This window comes from Acidovorax sp. GW821-FHT09B03, assembly GCF_059418305.1.
On sequence record NZ_JBWKPP010000027.1, the window covers coordinates 1 to 21411 of the forward strand.

The following is a 21411-nucleotide window of genomic DNA, read 5'->3' on the forward strand; positions in this document are numbered from 1 at the left end:
CTCCTCGTGTGCACACGGTACACGATTGACTCGACACGCTATCACTAGTTCAACGAACTTCTAACTCACGACACTAGCTTCGCGCACCTGCAGGGTGACCTGCCGGCGCCCCCTGAACGGCACAGCCACGGTTTCAAGGTACTCCTTGCCCGGCTGCCCATGGGCGAGCGCGCCGAGCGATTCGATCGAGAGCACGCCCGGAAACCATTCGCCAAACTGCTCCATGTTCGATACATAGCCGAACACCGCCTGCACAGGCCGGTGGATGGAAACCGTCTTTTCGACCAGCAAATGCATGGGGTGTCCTTTTCAAAAAGCCATGCTAATCTGTAGAGTGAGATCTATAGTCAAGGGAAATTCAATGCGCATCTCCGAGCTGGAAAGCCGCACCGGCCTGGGCCGCCACGCGCTGCGCTTTTACGAGCGCGAGGGGCTGCTCGTCGGCGTGCAACGCGGCGAGAACAACTACCGCGACTACCCCGAGTCGGCCGCCAGGGACGCAGCCCTGCTGCAGCAACTGCAGTCGCTGGGCTTCTCGCTGCAGGAGATTCGCCAGGTGCTCGATGCCATGCGCGCCAAAAGCATCGACTGCGCCAAGGGCGCCCGCCTGATGGCCGACAAGCGCACCGCGATCGAGGCCCAGATCGCGAACCTGCGCAAGGTGAGCAAGGTGCTCCTGCGCGAACAGCAGCGCCTGCAAGAACGTGCCGCGCAGCACGGGCTGCCCAGGGCATAGGGCCTGTTCACACTTTTTTCGGGGATTGCGTTGCCCGGCCTGGGGGCTGGATGCCAGGTACCCGCGCGCAGAACGGCAGGGCCCTTTTGTCGGCGCGCCACTCCCAAATCTGTAGCGGCGCCACAAGCCAGGGCCAGCGCCCGCACCACTGCGCATAAATATCCCACCGGCCCGCCCCAAAATACTGTAAATTCATACAGTCTTTTGGAGATGAGCATGGATGTTCTGGACACCACCTACACCGTCGCCCTGTGCGACTACCCCGGCCTCACGCAGGCCGAACGCACCGCCGCAGAAGTGCGCTTTGCCGTCGCCCTGGAGCACCAGTTCGGCAGCCCCGATGACATCGCGGCCACGCTGCACACCATCGACTCACTGGAGCGCGTCGAGCCCGAGGACGTCTCGGCGCACGACCTGGTGGCCCTGCAGCACTGGGTGCGCGCCCTGGGAATTGCGCGCCTGGCGGGCTACCGGGGGCTGGCGCCGCGCGACGGCAGCCGCTTCGAGGTGCGGCTGGGCTGAGAGCGTGCCTGCCGCCCTGCCCGCCATGGACCAACCGGGCCTGTTCGGCGATGCACCGGTGCGCGCCTCCATTCCCGGCCTGGTCTACCAGGCCGGGTTTTTGGGCCGGGCCGAAGAAAGCGATCTCATCGCCATCCTGCAGTCATTGCCGCTGCACGCGGCCCGGTACAAGGAGTACATGGCACGGCGCCGTGTGGCGGGCTTTGGCGGGTCGTTCGACTTCGACACCAACCAGTTGCTGCCGGGCAAGCCGCTCGACGAGCGCCTGGCACCCCTGCGCGAGCGCGTGGCCGCCTGGCAGGGCATGCAGCCGGAGCAACTGGCCCATGCGCTGGTGTCCGAATACGCGCCCGGCACCCCATTGGGCTGGCACCGCGATGTGCCGGACTTCGAACGCATCATCGGCGTATCGCTGGGCGGCCCGGCCACGCTGCGCTTTCGGCCCTGGCCCAGGGCGTGTCATCACCTATTTCACCCCCGCGAAAGCCTGCAGAGCGGTGTAGTGCAAGGCGCCCTGAGCGCCGCGTAGCACCGCTACGCAAGCGAAGGGCAACACCGCAATGCGCCGCGCTGCAGGCTTTCCCTTCGGGCTGGCCCCGGCATGCGGCGTCTGCTTTGTCGCTCGGCTTGCCCATAGTCCACTATGGGCTGCGCCGCGCTTCGCGCATCCATCCGCATGCCGGGGCCAGCGCGGGGGTGAAATGGGTGATGACACGCCCTACCCGGAGCTGCAACGCCAGGTGGTGGCGCTGGAGGTGGAGCCCCGCTCCATCTACCTGCTGCAGGGCGATGCGCGCTGGAAGTGGCAGCACTGCGTGGAGCCGACGCCGGCACTGCGCTGGTCCGTGACGTTCAGGGACATGCGCTGACGCGCGCACGGGCCCTGGCATGCGTGGGCAGCGCTGCACCCCATCCTCTCGTTGCCGACACGCGCTCGCCCCGACTTCCTACAGCGGGAGCCTGCATTGCCGTCGATGCTCCTGGATCACCCCAACCTGGAGAACACCCATGCGCAAGATGATCCTGATGGCGATTGCCGGCTACCTGTGGAAGAAGTACAAGGCCCGTGACACAACGGGCAGCGGACCGGCAACCAGCGCCACGACACCGTCCCCGACCAGCCGCTGAGCAAACCCATCTGCCCGACGGATGCAGCGCGTAGCGCGCATACCTGCGCGCGGCAGCGGCCCAATGCAATGGCGGCCACTGCTGCCAACCACGGGTGGATGCCTGCCCCTCAGGCGCTTTGGCCCTGCCTCAGTGCAAGCTTCAACCCTGGCGTGCCACGGTTTATCTCGGTCAGAAACGACTCGGCAAGGTTGTGCACACTGCGATCATCCAGATGGGTGTCGAGCCAGATGAGCAGTCCATGGTCATCGGGCTCACACGCCGCAAAACGGATACCGAGGTGCTGAACGGACTGGCAGAAGCGCTGCAGCGTTTCACTCAACCGCCAGCAAGCCTGCACGCATTCTTCGCGGGCCAATGCCGCATGGCCAGAATTCTGCACGGTGTGCACATCGGCGTGTGCAATGTGAAAGTGATAGATCATGAACGCAAGCACCAGGGTATGGGTGCAAGCAGTCTATGCACGGCCATTGGCCTGCGCGTGTAGGAAAAAGCCTTACCCAGCGCCCCCTGGCGCAACCCCCGAGCACCCTCGTGGCGGCCGACGACAACCACGCACAGCCGTTGCCACGCCAGCTGCCGTGTAGGACCACCCTCCCCTTGTCCGCCGAAGTTGGCTGACTGCCGCGCCAGCGCTGCCCCACCACAATCCGATACAAATGTGCACCTCATCGCGTGAAGCCACGTGGTGGTCCTGTCCCATCCCGGGCGCGTGCACTGACCGGGGCGCTGCCAGACAACTGCCCCTGGAAGGAAAAAAATTTGAAGTACGCCCTCCACTCCTCCTCGCCGTCTTCCCCGCCAAAGGGCGCCGCGAGCACCGGCATTGCCGGGCTCGACGACGTGCTGGGTGGCGGCCTTCCCCCGCGACATCTGTATCTCGTCGAAGGCAGCCCGGGCACCGGCAAGACCACCCTGGCACTGCAGTTCCTGATCGAAGGGCGCGACAAGGGCGAGCGGGGTCTTTACGTCACCCTGTCAGAGACTTCGGAAGAACTTGCGCAGGTGGCCCAGTCGCATGGCTGGTCACTCGATGGCATCCGGATCTTTGACCTGGTCAGCGACGAAGGCCTGAGTGAAGAGGCGGAGCAGACCATCCTGCACCCTTCCGAGTTCGAGCTGGGCGAGACCACCCGCGAGGTGATGCGCCTGGTCGGCGAACTCAAGCCGCAACGCGTGGCGTTCGACAGCCTGTCCGAGCTGCGCCTGCTGGCCCAGAGCCCCCTGCGCTACCGGCGCCAGATACTCGCCCTGAAGCGCTTCTTCGCGCAGGTGGGCTGCACCGTGCTCATGCTCGACGACAAAACCTCCGGCGAGGGCGACCAGCAGTTGCACAGCATCGCCCACGGCGTGGTGCACCTGAACCAGAATATCAACACCTACGGCCCCGACAAGCGCCAGTTGCGTGTGGTCAAGCTGCGCGGCGTCAAGTTCCGCAGCGGCGACCATGACTTCGACCTCGACCGTGGCGGCCTGGTGGTGTTTCCACGCCTGTCGGCGGGCGAACATGGGGGCAAGTTCGACGAGACCCCCATCTCCACCGGCACGTCCGCGTTCGATGACATGCTGGGCGGCGGCCTGTCGCCCGGCAGCAACCTGCTGCTGGCCGGCCCGGCAGGTGTGGGCAAGACCACCACCGCCATCAGCTGCGCGGTGGCCGCCATGCGGCGCGGCGAAAAGGTGGCCTACTACCTTTTCGACGAGGGCTTCTCGTCGCTGCGCCAGCGCTCACGCGCCCTGGGGCTGGACATCGATCCGTTCATCGCCAATGGCCAATTGCTGATCCGCTCGTTCGACCCCGCAGAGGTCTCTCCTGGCCAGTTTGCCCACGCGGTGCGCGAAGCCGTTGAAAAAGAACAGGTGCGCCTGGTGGTGGTCGACAGCCTCAACTCCTACATGCAGGCCATGCCCGGCGGGCAGTACCTGCTGCTGCAGATGCACGAGCTGCTGTCGTACCTGAACTCGATGGGCGTTGTCACGCTGATCATCCTCTCGCTGCACGGCACCGTGGGGGAGATGCACGCCGATATAGACCTGAGCTACCTGAGCGATGCCATGGTGCAGTACCGTTTCTTCGAGGCGCGGGGTGAAGTGCTCAAGGCCCTGTCAGTCATCAAGAGCCGTACCGCGCAACACGAGTCCACCATCCGCGAGCTGCGCCTGGGCGCCAATGGGATCCAGATCGGCAAGCCCCTGACCGACTTCCACGGCATACTCCTTGGCGCAGCACAGTACACCGGCCGGCAGGCCCTGCTGGGAGACGCCGACAGCGCCTCCCAGCGCTCTTGAACACGGATGTCGCGCATGGATAGCCGGGTTCTCATATTGGCGCCGCATGGCCGTGATGCGAAGGTCATCGCATCGGTGGTGTGCGGCGATGGATTTGTCTGCGTCCAGTGCCCCGATGCCGCATCGCTGCTGGCAGAGCTTGCGGCAGGGGCCGATGCCGCCATCCTGACCGAAGAAGTGCTTGCCGGCGGCCTGGATGAATCGCTGCGGCAGTACCTGGCAGGCCAGCCGGCCTGGTCGGACTTGCCCTTCGTGGTGCTGGCCACGCGCCAGGCCAGCCGCCGGTCAGTGCGCGCCACCGCCTCGCTGCAGGAGCTGGGCAACCTGGTCATCCTGGAGCGCCCCGTCAACCCCGAGACGCTGGTCAGCGCGGTGCGCTCCGCCCTGCGCGCGCGCAAGCGACAACACACCACACGGCTGCACCTGCACGACCTGAACAATGCCAAGCAGACGGTCGACCGCATGAATGCGGAGCTGGAGAGCCGCATCGCCACGCGCACCAGCGACCTGGCCAGCGCCAACGACCGCCTCACGCGCGAGATCGCGGACCGCGAGCGCATCCAGTCCAAGGTGGTGCAGGGGCAGAAGCTCGAAGCCATCGGCCGGCTCACCGGCGGCATCGCGCACGACTTCAACAACCTGCTGCACGCGGTCAGCCTGAACCTGCAGTTCATCGCCCGGATTTCCACCGAACCGCGGGTGACCGACTACGCCCGCCGCGCCAAGGAATCGGTGGACCGCGGCGCCCGCCTGACGGCCCAGCTGCTGTCCTTTGCGCGCGCGCAAAGCCTGATGCCGCGCCTGCACGACGTGAATGCCATGGTGCTCAACCTGCGCGAGCTCATCGAGGTATCGGTGGGCTCCAAGGTGCAGGTGCAGCTCGACCTGAGTGAAGAGCCTGCATGGGTTCTGCTCGATGGCGCACAGTTCGAGATGGCCCTCTTGAACATGGCCGTCAACTCGCGCGACGCGATGCCCGATGGCGGCACATTGACCATCCACACCGCGCTGGCCGCAGCCCCGGGCAACGCAGGGGGTAGCCGCCAGGTGCACATCAGCGTGCAGGACACCGGGTGCGGAATACCCGAGGCATTGCAGGCCAAGGTGTTCGACCCGTTCTTCACCACCAAGGCAGAGGGAGAAGGCACGGGGCTGGGGCTAAGCCAGGTCTATGGCTTCGCCAACCAGTCCGGTGGCGGCGTGGAGATTCAAAGCACCGAAGGAGAAGGCACTACCGTCACCCTGCGTTTCTCGCAGGCAACGCCGATCCGCGAACACGATGCGGCCTCCCCCACCGCTGCGCAAGCCCCTGCTCCATCCGAGGCGCGAACCGAGGTGCTGGTGGTGGAAGACGACGACGCCGTGCGCCAGGGCATCGTCGAAGGCCTGCGCCTTTTGAACTACAGGGTGCGCGAAGCCTGCGACGGTGAGAGCGGCCTGCGCGAACTGCACCGCCGCGTGCCGGACCTGCTGATGGCCGACTACCTCATGCCCGGAATGAACGGCGCCGAATTCATCTCCACCGCCCGCAAGATGCACCCCGGCATCCCCGTGCTGATGGCCACGGGCTATGCCGACATGGCCGAGGTGGAAAAGCTCGTGGGCCCGCAGTCGGTGCTCAAGAAGCCCTTCGACCTGGAAACGCTGCACACCGCCGTGGGCAACGAGCTGGCGCGCGCACGGGGTTGAGCGGCCGCCCGCGACAGCGGCCAGCGCCATGGCTGGCGCCAATGCCCACCAGCCCATTGGCAGCAGGCACCGCGGCAACCCCGCTGGCAGGCACGAAGCACGGCAGGTGACGGGCGTCACGTCCTGCCACCTTTGTGGGATTCCTCCGCACGCCCTGCCTCGACATACTTCGAATTTTTGCCATGACCAACATCATCACCACGCCCTTGACCTCTTCGCCCGCAGCGCCGCTGCACCGCCGCTGCGCTCCCTTCGCCTGGCTGGTCCTGGCGGCATCGCTGGCGGCCTGCGGGGGTGGTGGCGGTGACACAACGCCCGCCCCCGGGCCTGGCCCCACCCCTACCGAACGCTTCATCATCGGCGGCACGGTGACCGGCCTGGCACCCGCCTCGGGCACCAGCGGCAGCAGCCGGCTGGTGCTGCAGAACAACGAGGGCGACGACCTGCTGCCCACGGCCAATGGCCGCTTCGTGTTTGCCACGCCGCTCGCGGCGGGCAGCGCCTATGCGGTGCGGGTGAAGTCGCAGCCCAACGGCCAGACCTGCACCGTGGCCCAGGGCAGCGGTGCCATGCCGGGTGCCGCCGTGGACTCGGTGCAGGTGAGCTGCGCCGCAGCGGTCTGGGGCCTGCCCGAGGGCGCATGGGTGCGCGAAGCCTGCAACAGCCCCTCCCCCGGCCAGGGAACCCGCAACATGTTTCGCCTGACGCGCCAGGACGAGACCCGCGTCACCGTCAACCAGGCCACCATGGCGTACGCCAACGCCCAATGCAGCGGCGCCGGCACCGTGCAGTCCGAAAAGGAATATGCCCGCTTCGAGGTGGACCGCAAGGAAACCCGGGGCGGCATCACCGCCTTCTGGGGCAACTGGACCTACAGCGTAGACCCCCGCCCCACGCGTGCCGTTCTTGCACGCTCGGGCCCCTACCTGTGCTGGGCGGCTGATCACTTCTGGGCGCAGTTCTCCACCATGGACGATGTGGAGCGCCTCGTGGGCAACACTACCCAGCAAGGCCTGTGCTACGTGTTGCCGGAGTGACCACCAGGTCTGTCTCCTTGAACCACGCAGCCATTGAACGGGCCATCCTGGCACTGCTCGATGGGCGCGCGCCGGGCAAGACCATCTGCCCTTCCGAAGTGGCGCGGGCACTGGCCGGGGATGCCCCAGCGCAGTGGCGCCCCATGATGCCCGCCGTGCGCGCCGCCGCCGACCTCCTGGCGCGCGAAGGCCACCTGCGGGTCCTGCAGCGCGGCCAGGCGGTGGCCTCGGCTGTGCATGCGGTAGGGCCGATCCGGCTGGCCAGGCCCGCCCCGCCAGGCCCCGGGTGAACTTGCCATGCGGATGGCGCTATGCAGCCGCCGCCGCATAGCCCTGCAGGCGGGGCCTTTGCGGTAGCACCGGGGGCAGCAGCACGGCGGCGGTGTTGCCCCACGACAGCAGGTCGGCAATGCCGCCGTGCTCCTGACACCGGCCAGCTTCAAAAGCGAAGTGGTGACGGGATCGAAGGGAACAGGCCAGGCGCAGCAGCACCCAGAACTTCATCAGCCATGTTGGCCGATCTTCCGATCAATCCCTGTAGCCGCGCAGGCTGCATTCGTGTCAGGAACGAGGCCACGGCCGATGACGTGGCCACCAAGGCGCGGCCTGGTGCGGCTAGGTTGCAGACTTGCCGATGGCGGCATGCAGCATCTGTGGCGTGCAGGGCTTGGGCAGCACGTCAAAGCCCAGTTGCGAGATGCGGGCCAATTGCTCGGCATACCCGGTCATCAGCAGAACCCGCTGCGCAGGCCATGTCTCGCGGATGTGCCTTGCCAGGCCTTCTCCGTTGAGCTCACCTGGCATCATCACGTCAGACAGCACCAGGTCGGGCCGCTGGCCTTCATCCAGCAGGTAGATGGCTTTGTCGGCGCGGTCCACCCGAGTGACGCTGCATCCCAGCGACTGCAGCAGGGGAACCAGCGACTCGGCCACCTCGTCGTTGTCCTCCACCACCAGGAGGCTCATGCCCAGGGGCTTGAACGAGGTGTCGGAGGCGGGCTCATCGCGGGATGCCCTGGCCGCCGTGCTGGGCAGGTACAGGCTGATCTTCGTGCCCTTGCCCACTTCACTGGCGATTTCCGCGTATCCGCCCACCCCCTGGCAAAAGCCATACACCTGGCTCAGGCCCAGGCCCGTGCCTTCGCCCACGGGCTTGGTGGTGAAGAAGGGTTCGAACACCTTGTCCAGGTCGTCCGGCGCAATGCCGCTGCCGGTGTCGGACACTTCGATCACGACCATCTCGATTTCCTGACCCGGTGTCCCCACCTGCCGGGGCCCGGCATTGCGCACCTGGATCGACAACGCGCCCCCCGTGGGCATCGCGTCGCGCGCATTGATGCCCAGGTTGAGCAGCGCCAGTTCCAGCTCACTCATGTCCAGAAACACGGGCGCGGTCGAAGGGTCCACCTGCACATCCAGCTGCACGCGGCTGCCCATGACCGGAACCAGCAGATCCTGGATGGCCGGGAGCTTGTGCTGCAACTGTACGTACTCGGCCACCAGGGGCTGGCGCCGCGAGAAGGCCAACAGCTGGCGGGTGAGGTTGGTGGCTGACTTCACGGCCCGGGCAATGGCTTCGATCTGGCGCAGGCCCGACTGCGGCGCCGTGCGCTTGAGCAGGTGCAGGTTGTTGCTGATGACCATCAGCGCGTTGTTGAAGTCGTGCGCCACGCCACCGGTCAACCGGCCCAGCGCCTCGAGCTTTTGCGCCTGGCGCAGCGCCTCCTCGGCACGTTGACGGCTTTCGGTTTCCCGCTCCAGATCCTGCAGCGTGTTGTGCGCAGCGAGGGCGCATTGCAGCGCCGTCCTTGCCGTGATGACCAGCGCGGCCACCGGCAGCGCCCCCATCGCAAACAACAGCGCAAGCTGTTGAAACAGCTCGCGCAGCGGCACATTCAGCCGCATTGCCGTGGCCACGTACAAAGGGTATGCGCCTACCTTGCGAAAGGCAATGATCCGTTCCTTGCGGTCTACCGTCGAGATCCCCTGCAGGCGACCCACCTCCTCGCCAGCACGCAGCCGCTGCATCACCGGCGAATCGGGCTGCAGCGTGCCGGGCGTCGTGGCACTGTGGGGCCAGCGGGTATAGACGGCGCCGTCATCCCGGAAAAGGGTGACCGCCAGGTTGGGCTCATCCGCCACCAGGTCCCCGTAGAAATCGTAAAAGTAGGACGTGAGCAAGGCCACGTTGATGACCCCGCCAAATTTGCCGGCGTCATCCTCGAAGGCGACACTGACATTCAAGACACGCTCGTTGGAAGTCCGGGTCACGAGTGGCTTGGACAGATGCGCGCCCGGGCGGCCCTGCAGGTGGTGCTGAAAATACTCACCATCGGACAGATCAACCCCCGGAAACGGGAACAGGCGGCTGCTGGCAATGGGACGACCCTGCGCATCCAGGACAAGGATGGACTGGATCTGCGGCTGGTCCACGGTGCGCTTGCGCAGCTCTTCGTGCAGAAATGCCTCGATGCTGTGCAGCGCCTGCGGATTCTTGCCGTTCACCAGGGAGTACGCCTTTTCCATGACCGCCTCGGACGTGGCCATGACCTTGGAGGCATGCTCATGCGCAACACGAAGGGAACGGGACACACGGGCATCGGTTTCGTCCGTGGCCCGCAGGAACCCGACGACCCCGAAGATGGCGTAGATCACCAAGGGAACCACGACGCTCAGCAGCGCCATCAGGCGCAGCCAGCGCACCGACTCTGCCGCCTCTCTGGAGCCCCTGCCCCCGGCTCTTTTTCTTGTCAACATGGCTTGTCCTAGCGAGCGAGTCAATGAAATTCAACACCGATGGAGGCGCCTGGCTTCAGTGCCACGCGGTACCCGCAAAAGGACGCGGCACAGCACGCCATCGCAAAACGCCAACGGAAACGGCCGGTTCGTACCGGACCCAACCAGGGCGAGCCCCTGGGCACTTGATGCGCTGTCTTGATCAAAGTGTCTGCGCCGTTGCAGACGCTCGCCACATTACGGGCCGTGGTCACTACTGAATGCGGTGCAACCAAGGGGTACCGACCGGGCCAACCCGGTTGCCCTTCTCCTGCTTCGCGCTGAATTGCGACCAATCAGTATGAATGGTAACTGCAAAGTCACGCAGCCGCTGCCTCTGCAGCGCAAGGCTCAGCTGCGGGACGGGCTTTCGGCGTTCTCGGCGCGGGACCACAGACTTTCGAGTTCGGCCACCGTCTGCGGCTTGCCGTAGAGGTAACCCTGCAGTTCGTTCACGCCCAGGCCCTGCAGCAGGTCGGCCTGCATGGGCGTCTCCACGCCCTCTGCCACCACCCGCTTGTCCAGCGCCTTGGCCAGGGCCACGATGGCGGTGGCAATGGCCAGCGCGGGGCGGTCCGCGCCAAAGGCAAACACGAAGCTCTTGTCGATCTTGAGCGTGTCGAACGGCAGGCGGTTCAGGTAGCGCATGGCCGAGTAGCCCACGCCGAAATCGTCCAGCGCAATCGCCACGCCCTGCGCACGCAGCGCCGCCAGGCGCGTGACGGCGGCGTCCACGTCCTGGATCAGCGCGCCTTCGGTGATCTCCAGCTCCAGCTCTCCGGGGCGGATGCCGAACTCCTGCACCAGCGCCTGCAGCGCCCCCGGAAAGCCCGGGTCGGCCAGTTGCACCGGCGACAGGTTCACCGACAGGTGGCGCACCGGCACCGCGGGATCGGCGCGCCACAGCGCAAACTGCTGCAGCGCCTGGCGCAGCACCCACAGGCCCAGCTCGAGGATGAAGCCCGACTCCTCGGCCAGTGCGATGAAGACGTCGGGCGACACCAACCCGTGCTCGGGGTGGCGCCAGCGCAGCAGCGCCTCGACCGAGGCGGTCTGGCGGTCGTGTGCGCCCACGCGCGGCTGGTACACCACGAACATCTGCTGCGCGGCCAGCGCCTGGCGCAGGTCGTGCCTGAGCGCCAGCCGCTCGGCCTGCTGGGCGGCCAGCGCGGGCTCGAACTCCACCAGCACATTGCGGCCCGCGGCCTTGGCGGTGTACATGGCCAGGTCGGCGTGCTTGAGCAGCTCGTCCTGCGACCTGCCATGCTCGGGAAACAGCGCCACGCCCAGGCTGGCGGCCAGCGGCAGCACGCGCGGGGGCACGCTGTAGGGCACGCGCACGGCCTGCATCACGGCGTCGATGTCGGCCCGGAACATCCCCTGCGCATCTGCCGGCAGCACAAAGACGAATTCGTCCCCGCCCGGGCGGGCCATGGCCAGCGCACGCGTGCCGATGCAGTCGCGCAGGCGGCTGGCCACCTCGCGCAGCACACAGTCGCCCACATAGTGGCCATAGGCGTCGTTGATTTCCTTGAAGCCATCGAGGTCCATGTAGACCACGGCAAACGGGGTGCCCAGCGCCTGCGCCAGCCGGTCAATGGCCTCCACCAGCCCGAAGCGGTTGAGCAGGCCCGTCAGGCTGTCGTGGGTGGCGCGCTCGCGCAGCTGCTGCTCGTGCTGCTCGGCATGCAGGGCCACGGCCAGCCGCTGGCGAAAGGCGCCCAGCTCGCGCTGCGCCCGCCCCTGCGCTGCCAGCGGCTGCGCCAGGCGCAGCCACACGCGCTGGGTGCCGGTCTGGGCCACGGGCAGGTCGTGCCAGGGCCCTGGTTCACTGGCGGGGTCGGCAGGGACGGCGCCGGTCTCGCTTTGCTGCAGCGTGCCATCGCCTGCCAGCGAAAGCAGGTGGGGCCTGGGCGCGCCCGCCAGCCACTGCACCACGTCCACCCTGCCTTGCGCCGGCGGGAGGTGCAGGTGCGCCAGCATCAGGCGCACCACCTCGGCCAAGGGCTTCTGTTCGATGATGGCCTGGTCCATCTGCGCGAGCACGCGGAACAGCGCCAGGTCGCGCCCCACCTCTTCGGTCATGGCGTTGAAGGAATCCGCAAGATCGGTGAACTCGCTGCGCTGGCCGGCAATCTGCACCTGGCGCGTGAAGTCGCCGCGCAGCACGGCGCGCGTGCCCGAGGTGAGCGCATCCAGCGGCCTGGTCAGGCGGCGCAGCACCACCGAGCTGCTCGCCAGCGCCAGCAAAAACGCGATGCCCGCCACATTGCCCACCAGGGCTGCCACGCCAATGGGCAGGTAGCGCCGCACATCCGGCTGCAGCGTGGTGGTGAGGGTCCAGGCTGGCGCATCGAAGTACGGCGTGAAAAAGATCTCGCGCTGCGTTTGCACTGCGTGGGGGGCCTGCACCTCCACCCCCTGGCAGAAAGGCGCGGCCAGCTGTGGCCCCGAAAAACAGAGTTTGTGGGTGCCCGACTGCGCGTTCTCCCACAGGTAGTCGGCAGTGAAGCGACCGCGCACCACGGCGCCTTCGACAGGCACGATCAGATCCACCGTGGGTGCAGCCCCGGGCTGTGCGGCGCCGGCCACCCGCAGGGCGCTGCGCCCCCCGGGCGCCAGCGCGGCCTCTGCCGGGGACAGCCGGTCCACGCGGGCGAAGACGGCGCCCAGCCGCTGGTCCGGCACTGCGGGCCCGGTGCTCCCCTCGGCGGGCAGCCCATGCACGTGCAGCAGGCTCTCGGCGGCGCGCAGGCGGTCGATGAGGTTGATGCCCACCGCCTTGGCCAGCTCGCCGCTGAGCTGCGCGGCCGACTGCTGCACCACGTACTCGGTGAGCTGATAGGCCAGCAGCGACATGGCGCCCACCGGCACCGCCACCAGCACGAAGAAGGTGGCCAGCAACTGCCGCCCCACGCGGCTGTGCAGGATGGCTTGGGCCGCACTCAGGCGCATTCAGTAATCCTCGGCCACGCCAATGAACCCCCCGTTGTTGGCGCGAATGATGTCATCGCGGCTGGCTTTGGCGGTCAAGGGCGTCTGGCTCTTGCCATCGGGGCCCATGCTGTACAGGTCGTAGTCGCTGTTGAGCGGGTGCAGGGATTTGTCCTTGCGCTTGTCGCCCACCTTGGCACCCTCCATCGACAGGTAGCGGTAGGGGTTTCCCCAAGGGTCCAGCCGGTTCTCGGGCACATCGGCCAGGCTCGCCGGAAACGCGTTCTTGAACTGCAGGTACCGGTCCAGCTTGATGCTGATCTCCAGGATGTCCTTCTTGGCGGTGGCGATCTTTGCGCGCTCGATATAGGCCTTGTAGCTGGGTATGGCCACGGCCGTCAGCAGCCCGATCAATGTGACCGTAATCAGAAGCTCCAGCAGCGTCACCCCCAGCGCGCGCAAGGCCCGCTTGTGGTGGCTGCCTATTCTGAAGGTCATGGCCGGACGCATTCACAAAATGCAGCAGCCCGTGGCGCCGGAAAAGCCACCGCACAGGCCGCACGCAGCATGCACCACGGCGCCAGGAGCCGTGTTTCACTGACATTTTGTTTCATACCGCATGATATCCACCGCCACCACCCAGCAGCGTAGGACGGCATCGACGCCGGAACGCTCAGCCCGGCACGAACAGCATTTGCCCGCCCTGCCCCGGGCGGTAGGCAAAGCGCCCCGTCAGCACAACCTTGCCGCCCACGCGCGCGGCCCAGGTGTAGTCGCCCACGCGGGTGCCGGCGTTGCCGAAGTCGCTGGGATAGTGCACGGTGCCCGCGCGCTCGCCACCGCCCTCGGGCTCGGCCGTGGCAGTGGTCGTCTTGCCGTCCGGCATGGTCACGGTGAACTCCACCGGCGCCTGCCGGGCGGCCATCCTGTCGCCCACGCTCAGCGCAATGGCCGGGCGCGCTGAGTACAGCACGCTTGCCGTTTGGGCCAGTACGGGCGTGCCAGTGGCCAGCAGCACCACGGTGGCGAGCGCCGCGCGGCGAAGGCAAAGGTGTATCGGCTGCATGGAATGCTCCTTTCTTGACATGGTGGGTGGCCGCGCACGGGACTCAGTCAATCGCCGCAGGCCACCGTGCGCAGCTGGGGTAGCGAGGCAGGCTCCCAGGGCGCACGGCCAATCGTGGTGCCGCCGCCCCAGCCGTACTCGAAGCGCTCGCCACCGCCCACGGCGTGCCCGAAGGCGCTGATGCGCCCTTTGCCCACATCAAAGCCCCAGGCCTGTTGAAGGCGGTCAATGCCCAGCCGCGTGCCCGGCGGCAACACGCGCACCAGCTGCGTGCCATGGAAACCGTCGTTGATGGCATCGCGGGGGTGCGCAGCCAGCACCAGCGCCTTGGCGTCGCGCACGGTGTACAGGCCGGCCTCCTGCACCAGCACCACCTGGGCCGGCGCGCGCAGGGGCAGGCAGCCGCTGTTCGAGAGGTCATGCGTGCCCTGGCAGCCGCCCAGTGCGGCCAAGCAGGGCAGCAGCGCCCACATCAACCGGTGCGGGGCGAGCCCCCCGTGCGCTGAAAGAACTGCAGCCGCTTTTGCCATGCGTGCACTGTGCCGCAAGCTGCGCCCTGGCCGGGTAGGACAAGGCGCCTCGGTGCCTGCTTGCGATGGCATCCGCCCATGCCAGGCAGGCGTGCCCGTGCAGGTGGCGGCCGCGACCCGGCCTGCCTACCGCTTTGCCGGCTGCTGCAGGTCCCTCAACAGCCCGCCGATCAGCGCATCCGTACGGGTCTGGGACTCGGCGTTCATCCACGCCGAGAAGGCCGCCATGGCCGCCTTGTTGGCGCGAACCTCCTTCTTGCCGATGGGGGACTCGTAGTGCGCCAGGATCTCGCGCAGGTCATCGGTCGACAGATCCGCACCGTAACTGGCAGCCCATTTGGCGGCCAGTTCCTTGCCGGAGAACATCTGCGCGCAGCGCTGCAGGAACCGGTCGAACGCAGCCTTGTCCCTGGCGCTGGCCTCGCCACCGCTCTGGGCGGCGATGTCGCCCAGCAGCTTGGCGCCGTAGCCCTTCAGCGACTCGCGCTGGTCGGCCAACTGTTTTTCAAACTGGTCCTGGATACCCTGCGCCGCCTGGATCTTCTGCACCAGCTCCTGCCGGGTTTCCTGGGCAAAGACCGTGGGTGCAGACACGCTGAGCAGGGCCGCTGCGGCGAAGTGGAAGACGAAGCGATGGGGGTGCATGGGTGATGGTTTCCGGTGGGACATACGACGAACAGGGACGCCCTGGATCGGGGCCCGCAGAATGTATCCGCCAGCGGGGCTGATCCGGCGCGTTCGCGCCCTCCTCCACCCGAATGGGTGAGCCTGTTGCGCACACCCCGCGGCAAGCTGCGCAAAGGCCTGCGCTACCATCCCCGGCAGACCGCCAGGGCGCGCCCACAGGCTGCGCGAGACCGGCGCCAGGACCACCCACCGATGCACACCCGCCCGCCCCCGCACGTGATCTTTCGGCCCTTTGCCGGCCCCTCAGACTACGAGGCCATGGTCGCCTGCGCCAACGCCAGTTTTGCGGCCGACTACACCGGGTTCTTTCGCACGGTGCACGAGGTGGCGCGCGACTACGCCGCCTTCACCAGCTGCGTGCCCGAGCGCGATGTATGGATCGCCCAGGCCGGCACCGAGATCGCGGGCTATGTGCGCTCGTGGCCATGGGCGCAGGCCGACGGGCTGCAGCTGTACTCCCAGTTCGCCGTGGTCGCGCCCCAGTGGCGGCGCCAGGGCATCGGCACAGTGTTGCACGCCTGGCTGGAGCAACGCCAGCGCACCCAGGCCGCGGCCGAGCACCCAGGCGCACCGCGGCATGCGCACCACGCCTACGTCACCCAGGGCGAGACCGCACGTGCGGCCCTGCTGGAAAAAGCAGGCTACACGCCCGAGCGCTACATCTTCACCATGCTGCGCCCCACGCTCGATCAGGTGGCCGACTTTGCACTGCCCGAAGGGCTGGAGCTGCGGCCCGCGCAGCCCGAGCACTACCGCGCCATCTGGAACGCGCATTGGCGCGCCTTCCAGAGCCATTGGGGCTATTGCCCGCCCGATGAAGCCGACTACCTGACGTGGCTGAAGAGCCCGGTCTTCCAGCCCCACCTGTGGCAGGTGGCGTGGGATGTGCAATCGCACCAGGTCGCCGGCCAGGTGCGCAGCTACATCGATGCCGCATGGAATACCCACAACGGCCGCCAGCTCGGCTGGACCGAGTTCATCAGCGTGGGCGAGCCCTGGCGCCGCCGCGGCCTGGCGCGGGCGCTCATCTCGCACAGCCTGCGCGCCCAGGCCGCCGCCGGCATGGCCGAATCGGGCCTGCGCGTGGACAGCCAGAACGGCAGCGGCGCCCACCGCGTGTACGCAGATTGCGGCTTTGTGGTGGACCGGCGCGACTGTGTGTTCCGCAAGCCGCTGGCAATGGGGGCGGACAGGGGCGCGGGCGGCTGAGCACGGGGCAAGCGCTACCATGGCAGCCATCCGCAGAACATGCCGCTGCAACCCCCTTACCAGCACCGGCTTCGTCCTTCGGGCAGACTCGCAGCTTGCCTCTCCAGAACAGCCCCTGAAAGACCCCACCGTTTGACCACCAAGCCCCATATGAAGACCATCGACGAGATGCTGAGCCTGGACCTGCTCACCCGCGACCAGCACTCCCAGATCAGCGCCTGGATTGCGCGCTCGGCCTCGCCCGAGGAGATTCTGCAGATGCCCTCCGCCCTGTGGCGGGCCGTGGAGCATGCCAGCCAGGTCATGGGCATCAACGAGGACCTGCTGCGCCCGCCGGCCCTGGACGCGGGCGGCATGGTTACTGGCTAGCCCGCTGGAACCGAGGGACCGGCTGTGCAGCTGAACTTCACATGCACGCAGTGCGGCCGGTGCTGCCAGAACCACCGGGTTCCGGTATCGGTGCACGAAGCCATGGCTTGGCTGCGCCGCGGCGGCGATGTCCACCTGCTGTGCGACGCCATTGCCTGGCCCGCCGAGCCCGCGCAGGGCGATGCCCCTGCGCAGTACCGGCGCCAACGCAGCTTTGCCGCTGCCAGCGGGGCATTGCCGGTGCGCGTGGGTGTGATCCTGGCCGCGTCCTTCCCGGGGCGCTGCCCGCACCTGATGGGCGACAAACGCTGCAGCATCTATGCCGAGCGGCCACTAGTCTGCCGCATCTACCCGGCATCGATCAACCCGTTCGAGCCCCTGGGTGCCGAATTCAAGGCCTCGAAGGCCTGCCCGCCCGAGGCCTGGGACGCGCACGGCCCGGCCTTCGCGCGCGCGGGCCAGCTGGTGGACGCCGCCACCCTGCCGCTGATCGACGAGGCCCGCCGCCGGGCCGTGCAGGAGATGCCCGCCAAGCAGCGCCTGTGCGATGCGCTGGGCATACGGGTCGCCGCCATGGCCAACGAAAGCTTTGCCGTGCACCAGCCCGCACGCGCCGAGCTGCTGGCGGCGCTGCAGCAGTGCAGCGACAGCGATAGCGGTGCCGCAGCCGAACCGCCCCCCGGCCACTGGCAACTGCTGAGCCCCCAGCCGCAGACGCTGCAGATACTGCACGAGGTGGGCGCGCAGGCACAGCACGCGCACCAGGCCGCGGGCCTGGCGGTGGAGTACCTGGACCTGCACGCCCCCACGCCCTAAGCGGCGGCGAGAGGGGGTGCACGCCCTTGCAGGTCTTTTGCGCGCCGATGCCTTGAGGGCAGGTCGACGTGGCCCCAGTGCCCGGCGTTGGCGAAGCCGCCCACCTGCCAGCCGGGACTTCATCCACAGCTCACACAGACCCGCCACACTGCCGGGCAAGCCCAACCCCGCGTGTACTGCCGGCAGTACCTGCGCCCTGAAGAAAGCGCCTGCCAAGCCATGTCATCCGCCATCGATACCCTTGCGCTGGTGCTGCTGGCCTGGTTCGGCCTGCTGGCCTTCTGGCTGTGGCGCCATCCGGAGGAATGGGCGGCGCTGGGCGTTGGTCGCCTGCAGCGCTACAAGGCCCTGCCCAGGACGCGGTCCTTTGCAATCTGGATCGGCCTGCCCGGCCTGTGCCTGGCCACGGCGGCGTTCACATCGCACCACGCCGGCCTGGCCGAGGCCTGGGAGCAGGCCCGGTGCGGCCCGCAATGCCCGCCCCTGCCGGCCGAGGAACTGCGCGTGCGGGCCATCAAGTCCTACCTGCATATCCTGCTGGACCTGCGCACACCCGCCAGCGATGGCCTGGGCTATGACCAGTTGCTGCTGCTGCCCACGCACCTGGACGCGCAGGGCCTGGTGCAGGGCCTGTACGACGCGACGCTGCTGACCACCCTGACCGCCGGCGCCCAGCCCCTGGCGACCCATGCCGCCATCGATGCGCTGCACGGCGATGCCCTGGCCTCGTACCCCACGGTGGTCGGGCTCTCGCTAGCCCACCGCACGGCGCTCGTCGTGCCCCTGGTCGGCATGCGGCCCCTGGGCCCGCAAGGCCTGCGCGGGCGGGAGGGCGTGGCGGACCGCATCGGCCGCTGGGAGCGCCTGCGGGGCTACGGCGGCCACTTCTTCGAACTCACCGAGTACTGGGACCTGGACCTGTCCTGCTGCATTGAGCGTGGTCCCGGCACCAGCCGCGCCAACGCGCGCCAGCGCATGCAGTACGGCCTGCAACGCATCGCGGCCACCCGGTCCCAGGCTATCGCCGTGTCCAACCGGGGCCAGGTGCTGCTGTGGCGCGACGACCTGGGAGAAAAATCGGGTGTGTCCTACCGGCTGCCGTCCCATGGCGGCCAAGGCCCGCCTCGCCAGCGCGATGACTGATGGGGCCGCCCCGGGCTGTGGGCCGGAGTCTTCCCTCACTAGCCGAACAGCACCAGCGCGCAGAGCGCCACCCCGAAGGCCAGCGCGGCCACCAGCGTACCCAGGATGCCGCGCTGCCAACCCGCCAGGTCATCCCACTTGCTGGCCAGCGACAGGAAGGGGTGCCCCGTCAGCAGCTCCAGAAAGCCCGTGAGCGCGAACGCCCCCGGCAGCCCCACCACCACCAGGCCCCCACCCACGGGCACCTGGTGCCAATGCACGTGCACCCAGTGCACCAGCACGCCACACAGGCCCGCCAGCAGCCCTCCGGACAGCAGCTTGAGCGCGCCGCCGTTTCTCACCGGTCCCATCATCACAGGCTCCCTCCCATTTTTTTTGTCTCCCCTTGTGATCCCCATGGTGCGGCGCGCCCCAACCTGGAGTGGCCATCACCGCCGGCCCCTTACATCGCCAGCCGACCAATCCGCTCCTGCGCCAGCCCGACATGCGCCTTGAGTGCGACGATGCACTGTGCAAAACCTTCGCTGAATCCGCCTTGCCCGCTCCCCCCGCGGGTCTGGCCGAGCAGCCGTGCAACAAAGTCCTGCGCCAGCGGCAGCGCCTGCCGCCAGGTGTGCGCTGCCACCTGCGAGCCGATGACCAGCGCCAGCGGGCGCACCGGCACCTCGCCCGCCGCCGTGGGCGCAAAGGCCATGGGCGTCATGTCATAGGCCGGCGCCAGCTGGTAGGGCAGCCCCCCCTCGGCCATGAACGACAGGTTGCCGCTGTGCATGTCGGTGTTGCCGATCAGCGTGCCAAAGGCCCAGAGCAGGCCGGCCGAGTCCACCGCCTGCGGCTGCACCACGCCTTCGCGCGCCAGGGCCGCCACCATCTCGGGCCAGCGCCCGCTCTGCCCCGCGAACTCTACATCCAGCGCCGTCAACGAATGCAGCGCGCGCCGGCCCAGGGCGCCCACCCGGTCAAAGCGCTCCACCTCCAGAAAGCGCTGGCTGCCATGGTCGATGACCTGGGTGCGCGCCGCCGCAATGCCATGGGCGCGCAGCACCTGCAGCGCCAGGTGCTCCGCCAGCAGCAGGTCGCGCCAGCGCGCGCTCACCGGGCTGGGTAGTGCCGCGCTGAACTTCACGATCACGTGCGCGGGCTCCGATGGGGCTGCAGCAGCCCCTCGACCCTCCGCCCCCCAATGCGCAAAGGCCGTGAACTTGGGCTGCTCCCCGCCCGCCGACGACCCGGCCTGCTCGCCGCGCGACGCCGCCAGTGCCAGCGCCGCGTAGGCCCGCGCCTTGCCGGCCAGGGGAATGGGCGCCGGCCGGGCGGCGTTGACGAACGCCTGCTGCGCCGCATCGCCCACCAGCAGATTGCCCTGCAGGTCTCCGCCCTCGCGCAGCAGCGCGCGCAGCACATGCGCATCGCTCCAGTCGGCCAGCCGCTCGGGCAGCCCCAGCGCCTGCCCACGCCGCTGGTTGTAGGCCCGCCCCAGGTAACCCTGGGGCCGCATGTCGAAAAGCCACCAGGGCAGGCCGTCGGTGTGCATGTGCCTGCCGTCGGCCCGCAGCATAGCAAAGCCCTGCGGGCGCACCGGCACCAGCGTGCCCAGCCCCTGCAACTGGCCTGTGGTCGTCACCTGGTAGATCGGGGCCACCAGGTCTGCGCGCGACACATCGCGCAGCGCATATTGAATGGATCGTGCGGCGCCCAGGCGCACCACATCTGGCGCCAGCGCCTGCAATGCCCGGGACACCGTGGGTTGGCTTGTGCCCAGCGTGTCTGTCAGCACCCGTGCAGCTTTCAGCCCGCTGCGCAGCAGGTCGCGGATCTGCTCGGCATGGCGATGGGTGGCACTTGGCATGCAGCAATTTAAATCAAATTGAATTGATTAATGAATAGATATTTGAATTGACCAAATGGGCGGCTGCTCGGCGACCCCATGCCAATTGCCATCGAAGCTCCCATGGACATGGGCAAGGAGAAGCCCTCCACGGTTGCAATACCAGGCTCTATCCGTAGAGATCCGCTATGCGCCCGCTGGGCAGCCGCACCTTCATCTGTGCGCCCGGGTACTCCGCAAGGCCGTCCTCGATGAATTGCAACGCCCTGTCAAACGCCGCTTCCAGCGAAACGGACTCGCCATCGTCGTCCTCGAATTCCTCCGCCTCGTCGTAGACGATGGACCGGGACAGATGCAGGGATAGCGCCTGAATCAGATCCCGAACCTGCCGATGCACAACGGGACCGGCAAACTGTGTTTTACAGAATTCGGAGAACCGCCGTGTTCTCGAAAACCGGATATGTACGGGCTCGCAGTCGGGATGGGGGAGAAGCACCAAGCCGCGCTCCCTGAGCAGTTCTGGTGGTACTTCCGGCGCTTCCCAGCCGAACCCACGGGCAAGAAGGAGGCAGTCCCGATAAGCGTCAGCGATGCTGTCCTCGGACGTCGCCCGGCCAGCGTAGTGGATGGTGATTCCCATGATGTCTTTGGTG

Annotated in this window: 24 protein-coding genes; 12 read left to right on the forward strand and 12 right to left on the reverse strand. The window is 67.7% G+C overall.

What is annotated here, in order from left to right; genetic code table 11:
- Positions 1–60 precede the first annotated feature (60 nt).
- Positions 61–297, reverse strand: a complete 237-nt coding sequence (locus AC07PA_RS30095; protein ID WP_494610032.1) for an SRPBCC family protein — start codon at positions 295–297, stop codon at positions 61–63.
- Between the two features lie 64 nt (positions 298–361).
- Here AC07PA_RS30095 and AC07PA_RS30100 point away from each other — a divergent pair, with 64 nt between their 5' ends.
- The 4 genes from AC07PA_RS30100 (at position 362) to AC07PA_RS30115 (ending at position 2127) form a co-directional block, all read left to right on the forward strand.
- Entirely contained in the window at positions 362–736 is a 375-nt protein-coding gene (locus AC07PA_RS30100; RefSeq protein ID WP_007853265.1) for a MerR family transcriptional regulator, read from the forward strand.
- A 216-nt stretch (positions 737–952) separates the two neighbouring features.
- Positions 953–1258: a hypothetical protein gene (locus AC07PA_RS30105; RefSeq protein ID WP_007853277.1), complete on the forward strand. Its 306-nt coding sequence runs from the start codon at positions 953–955 to the stop codon at positions 1256–1258.
- 25 nt (positions 1259–1283) lie between these two features.
- Positions 1284–1787: an alpha-ketoglutarate-dependent dioxygenase AlkB gene (locus AC07PA_RS30110; protein WP_494610033.1), complete on the forward strand. Its 504-nt coding sequence runs from the start codon at positions 1284–1286 to the stop codon at positions 1785–1787.
- 172 nt (positions 1788–1959) lie between these two features.
- Complete coding sequence (locus tag AC07PA_RS30115; RefSeq protein ID WP_494610034.1) at positions 1960–2127, forward strand: hypothetical protein; 168 nt, start codon at positions 1960–1962, stop codon at positions 2125–2127.
- Positions 2128–2495: 368 nt separating this feature from the next.
- On the opposite strand, the gene AC07PA_RS30120 is transcribed toward AC07PA_RS30115, so the two are convergent.
- Entirely contained in the window at positions 2496–2810 is a 315-nt protein-coding gene (locus tag AC07PA_RS30120; RefSeq protein ID WP_494610035.1) for a hypothetical protein, read from the reverse strand.
- Positions 2811–3148: 338 nt separating this feature from the next.
- On the opposite strand from AC07PA_RS30120, the gene AC07PA_RS30125 reads away from it, so the two are divergent.
- The 4 genes from AC07PA_RS30125 to AC07PA_RS30140 all read left to right on the forward strand — a co-directional run bounded on the left by AC07PA_RS30125 (position 3149) and on the right by AC07PA_RS30140 (position 7691).
- On the forward strand, positions 3149–4675 hold the full coding sequence (locus AC07PA_RS30125) for an ATPase domain-containing protein (protein WP_494610036.1): 1527 nt from the start codon (positions 3149–3151) through the stop codon (positions 4673–4675).
- Positions 4676–4690: 15 nt separating this feature from the next.
- Positions 4691–6364: a response regulator gene (locus tag AC07PA_RS30130; RefSeq protein ID WP_494610037.1), complete on the forward strand. Its 1674-nt coding sequence runs from the start codon at positions 4691–4693 to the stop codon at positions 6362–6364.
- A gap of 182 nt (positions 6365–6546) precedes the next feature.
- Positions 6547–7401 (forward strand): hypothetical protein, encoded by an 855-nt coding sequence (locus tag AC07PA_RS30135; protein ID WP_494610038.1) that lies wholly within the window; start codon positions 6547–6549, stop codon positions 7399–7401.
- Between the two features lie 17 nt (positions 7402–7418).
- Positions 7419–7691: a DUF3253 domain-containing protein gene (locus AC07PA_RS30140; RefSeq protein ID WP_494610039.1), complete on the forward strand. Its 273-nt coding sequence runs from the start codon at positions 7419–7421 to the stop codon at positions 7689–7691.
- A 19-nt stretch (positions 7692–7710) separates the two neighbouring features.
- On the opposite strand, the gene AC07PA_RS30145 is transcribed toward AC07PA_RS30140, so the two are convergent.
- The 7 genes from AC07PA_RS30145 to AC07PA_RS30175 all read right to left on the reverse strand — a co-directional run bounded on the left by AC07PA_RS30145 (position 7711) and on the right by AC07PA_RS30175 (position 15351).
- A complete protein-coding gene (locus AC07PA_RS30145; RefSeq protein ID WP_494610040.1) occupies positions 7711–7905 on the reverse strand; it encodes a hypothetical protein in 195 nt (64 codons plus the stop codon).
- Positions 7906–8016: 111 nt separating this feature from the next.
- On the reverse strand, positions 8017–10158 hold the full coding sequence (locus tag AC07PA_RS30150; protein ID WP_494610042.1) for a hybrid sensor histidine kinase/response regulator family protein: 2142 nt from the start codon (positions 10156–10158) through the stop codon (positions 8017–8019).
- 369 nt (positions 10159–10527) lie between these two features.
- Positions 10528–13131, reverse strand: coding sequence for a putative bifunctional diguanylate cyclase/phosphodiesterase (locus tag AC07PA_RS30155; RefSeq protein WP_494610043.1), 2604 nt, complete (start codon positions 13129–13131; stop codon positions 10528–10530).
- Positions 13132–13608: a prepilin-type cleavage/methylation domain-containing protein gene (locus AC07PA_RS30160; protein WP_494610044.1), complete on the reverse strand. Its 477-nt coding sequence runs from the start codon at positions 13606–13608 to the stop codon at positions 13132–13134.
- Between the two features lie 175 nt (positions 13609–13783).
- Entirely contained in the window at positions 13784–14176 is a 393-nt protein-coding gene (locus tag AC07PA_RS30165; protein WP_494610045.1) for a hypothetical protein, read from the reverse strand.
- A gap of 47 nt (positions 14177–14223) precedes the next feature.
- Positions 14224–14628, reverse strand: coding sequence for a hypothetical protein (locus AC07PA_RS30170; protein WP_494610046.1), 405 nt, complete (start codon positions 14626–14628; stop codon positions 14224–14226).
- A 204-nt stretch (positions 14629–14832) separates the two neighbouring features.
- Positions 14833–15351: a DUF2059 domain-containing protein gene (locus AC07PA_RS30175; RefSeq protein WP_494610047.1), complete on the reverse strand. Its 519-nt coding sequence runs from the start codon at positions 15349–15351 to the stop codon at positions 14833–14835.
- A 234-nt stretch (positions 15352–15585) separates the two neighbouring features.
- Here AC07PA_RS30175 and AC07PA_RS30180 point away from each other — a divergent pair, with 234 nt between their 5' ends.
- From AC07PA_RS30180 to AC07PA_RS30195, 4 genes are all read left to right on the forward strand, one after another.
- Positions 15586–16602: a GNAT family N-acetyltransferase gene (locus AC07PA_RS30180; RefSeq protein WP_494610048.1), complete on the forward strand. Its 1017-nt coding sequence runs from the start codon at positions 15586–15588 to the stop codon at positions 16600–16602.
- 150 nt (positions 16603–16752) lie between these two features.
- Positions 16753–16971, forward strand: a complete 219-nt coding sequence (locus tag AC07PA_RS30185; protein ID WP_494610087.1) for a hypothetical protein — start codon at positions 16753–16755, stop codon at positions 16969–16971.
- A 24-nt stretch (positions 16972–16995) separates the two neighbouring features.
- Positions 16996–17787 carry a YkgJ family cysteine cluster protein gene (locus AC07PA_RS30190; protein WP_494610049.1) on the forward strand — a complete coding sequence of 264 codons (792 nt, stop codon included), beginning with the start codon at positions 16996–16998 and terminating at the stop codon, positions 17785–17787.
- A gap of 219 nt (positions 17788–18006) precedes the next feature.
- A complete protein-coding gene (locus tag AC07PA_RS30195) occupies positions 18007–18930 on the forward strand; it encodes a hypothetical protein (RefSeq protein ID WP_494610050.1) in 924 nt (307 codons plus the stop codon).
- A gap of 38 nt (positions 18931–18968) precedes the next feature.
- On the opposite strand, the gene AC07PA_RS30200 is transcribed toward AC07PA_RS30195, so the two are convergent.
- From AC07PA_RS30200 to AC07PA_RS30210, 3 genes are all read right to left on the reverse strand, one after another.
- The gene (locus AC07PA_RS30200; RefSeq protein WP_494610051.1) at positions 18969–19280 is read right to left on the reverse strand and encodes a hypothetical protein; all 312 of its coding nucleotides are present in this window, start codon (positions 19278–19280) and stop codon (positions 18969–18971) included.
- A 92-nt stretch (positions 19281–19372) separates the two neighbouring features.
- Complete coding sequence (gene yjjJ / locus AC07PA_RS30205; protein ID WP_494610052.1) at positions 19373–20779, reverse strand: type II toxin-antitoxin system HipA family toxin YjjJ; 1407 nt, start codon at positions 20777–20779, stop codon at positions 19373–19375.
- A 148-nt stretch (positions 20780–20927) separates the two neighbouring features.
- Positions 20928–21398 (reverse strand): hypothetical protein, encoded by a 471-nt coding sequence (locus AC07PA_RS30210; protein ID WP_494610053.1) that lies wholly within the window; start codon positions 21396–21398, stop codon positions 20928–20930.
- Between the last annotated feature and the right edge of the window lie 13 nt (positions 21399–21411).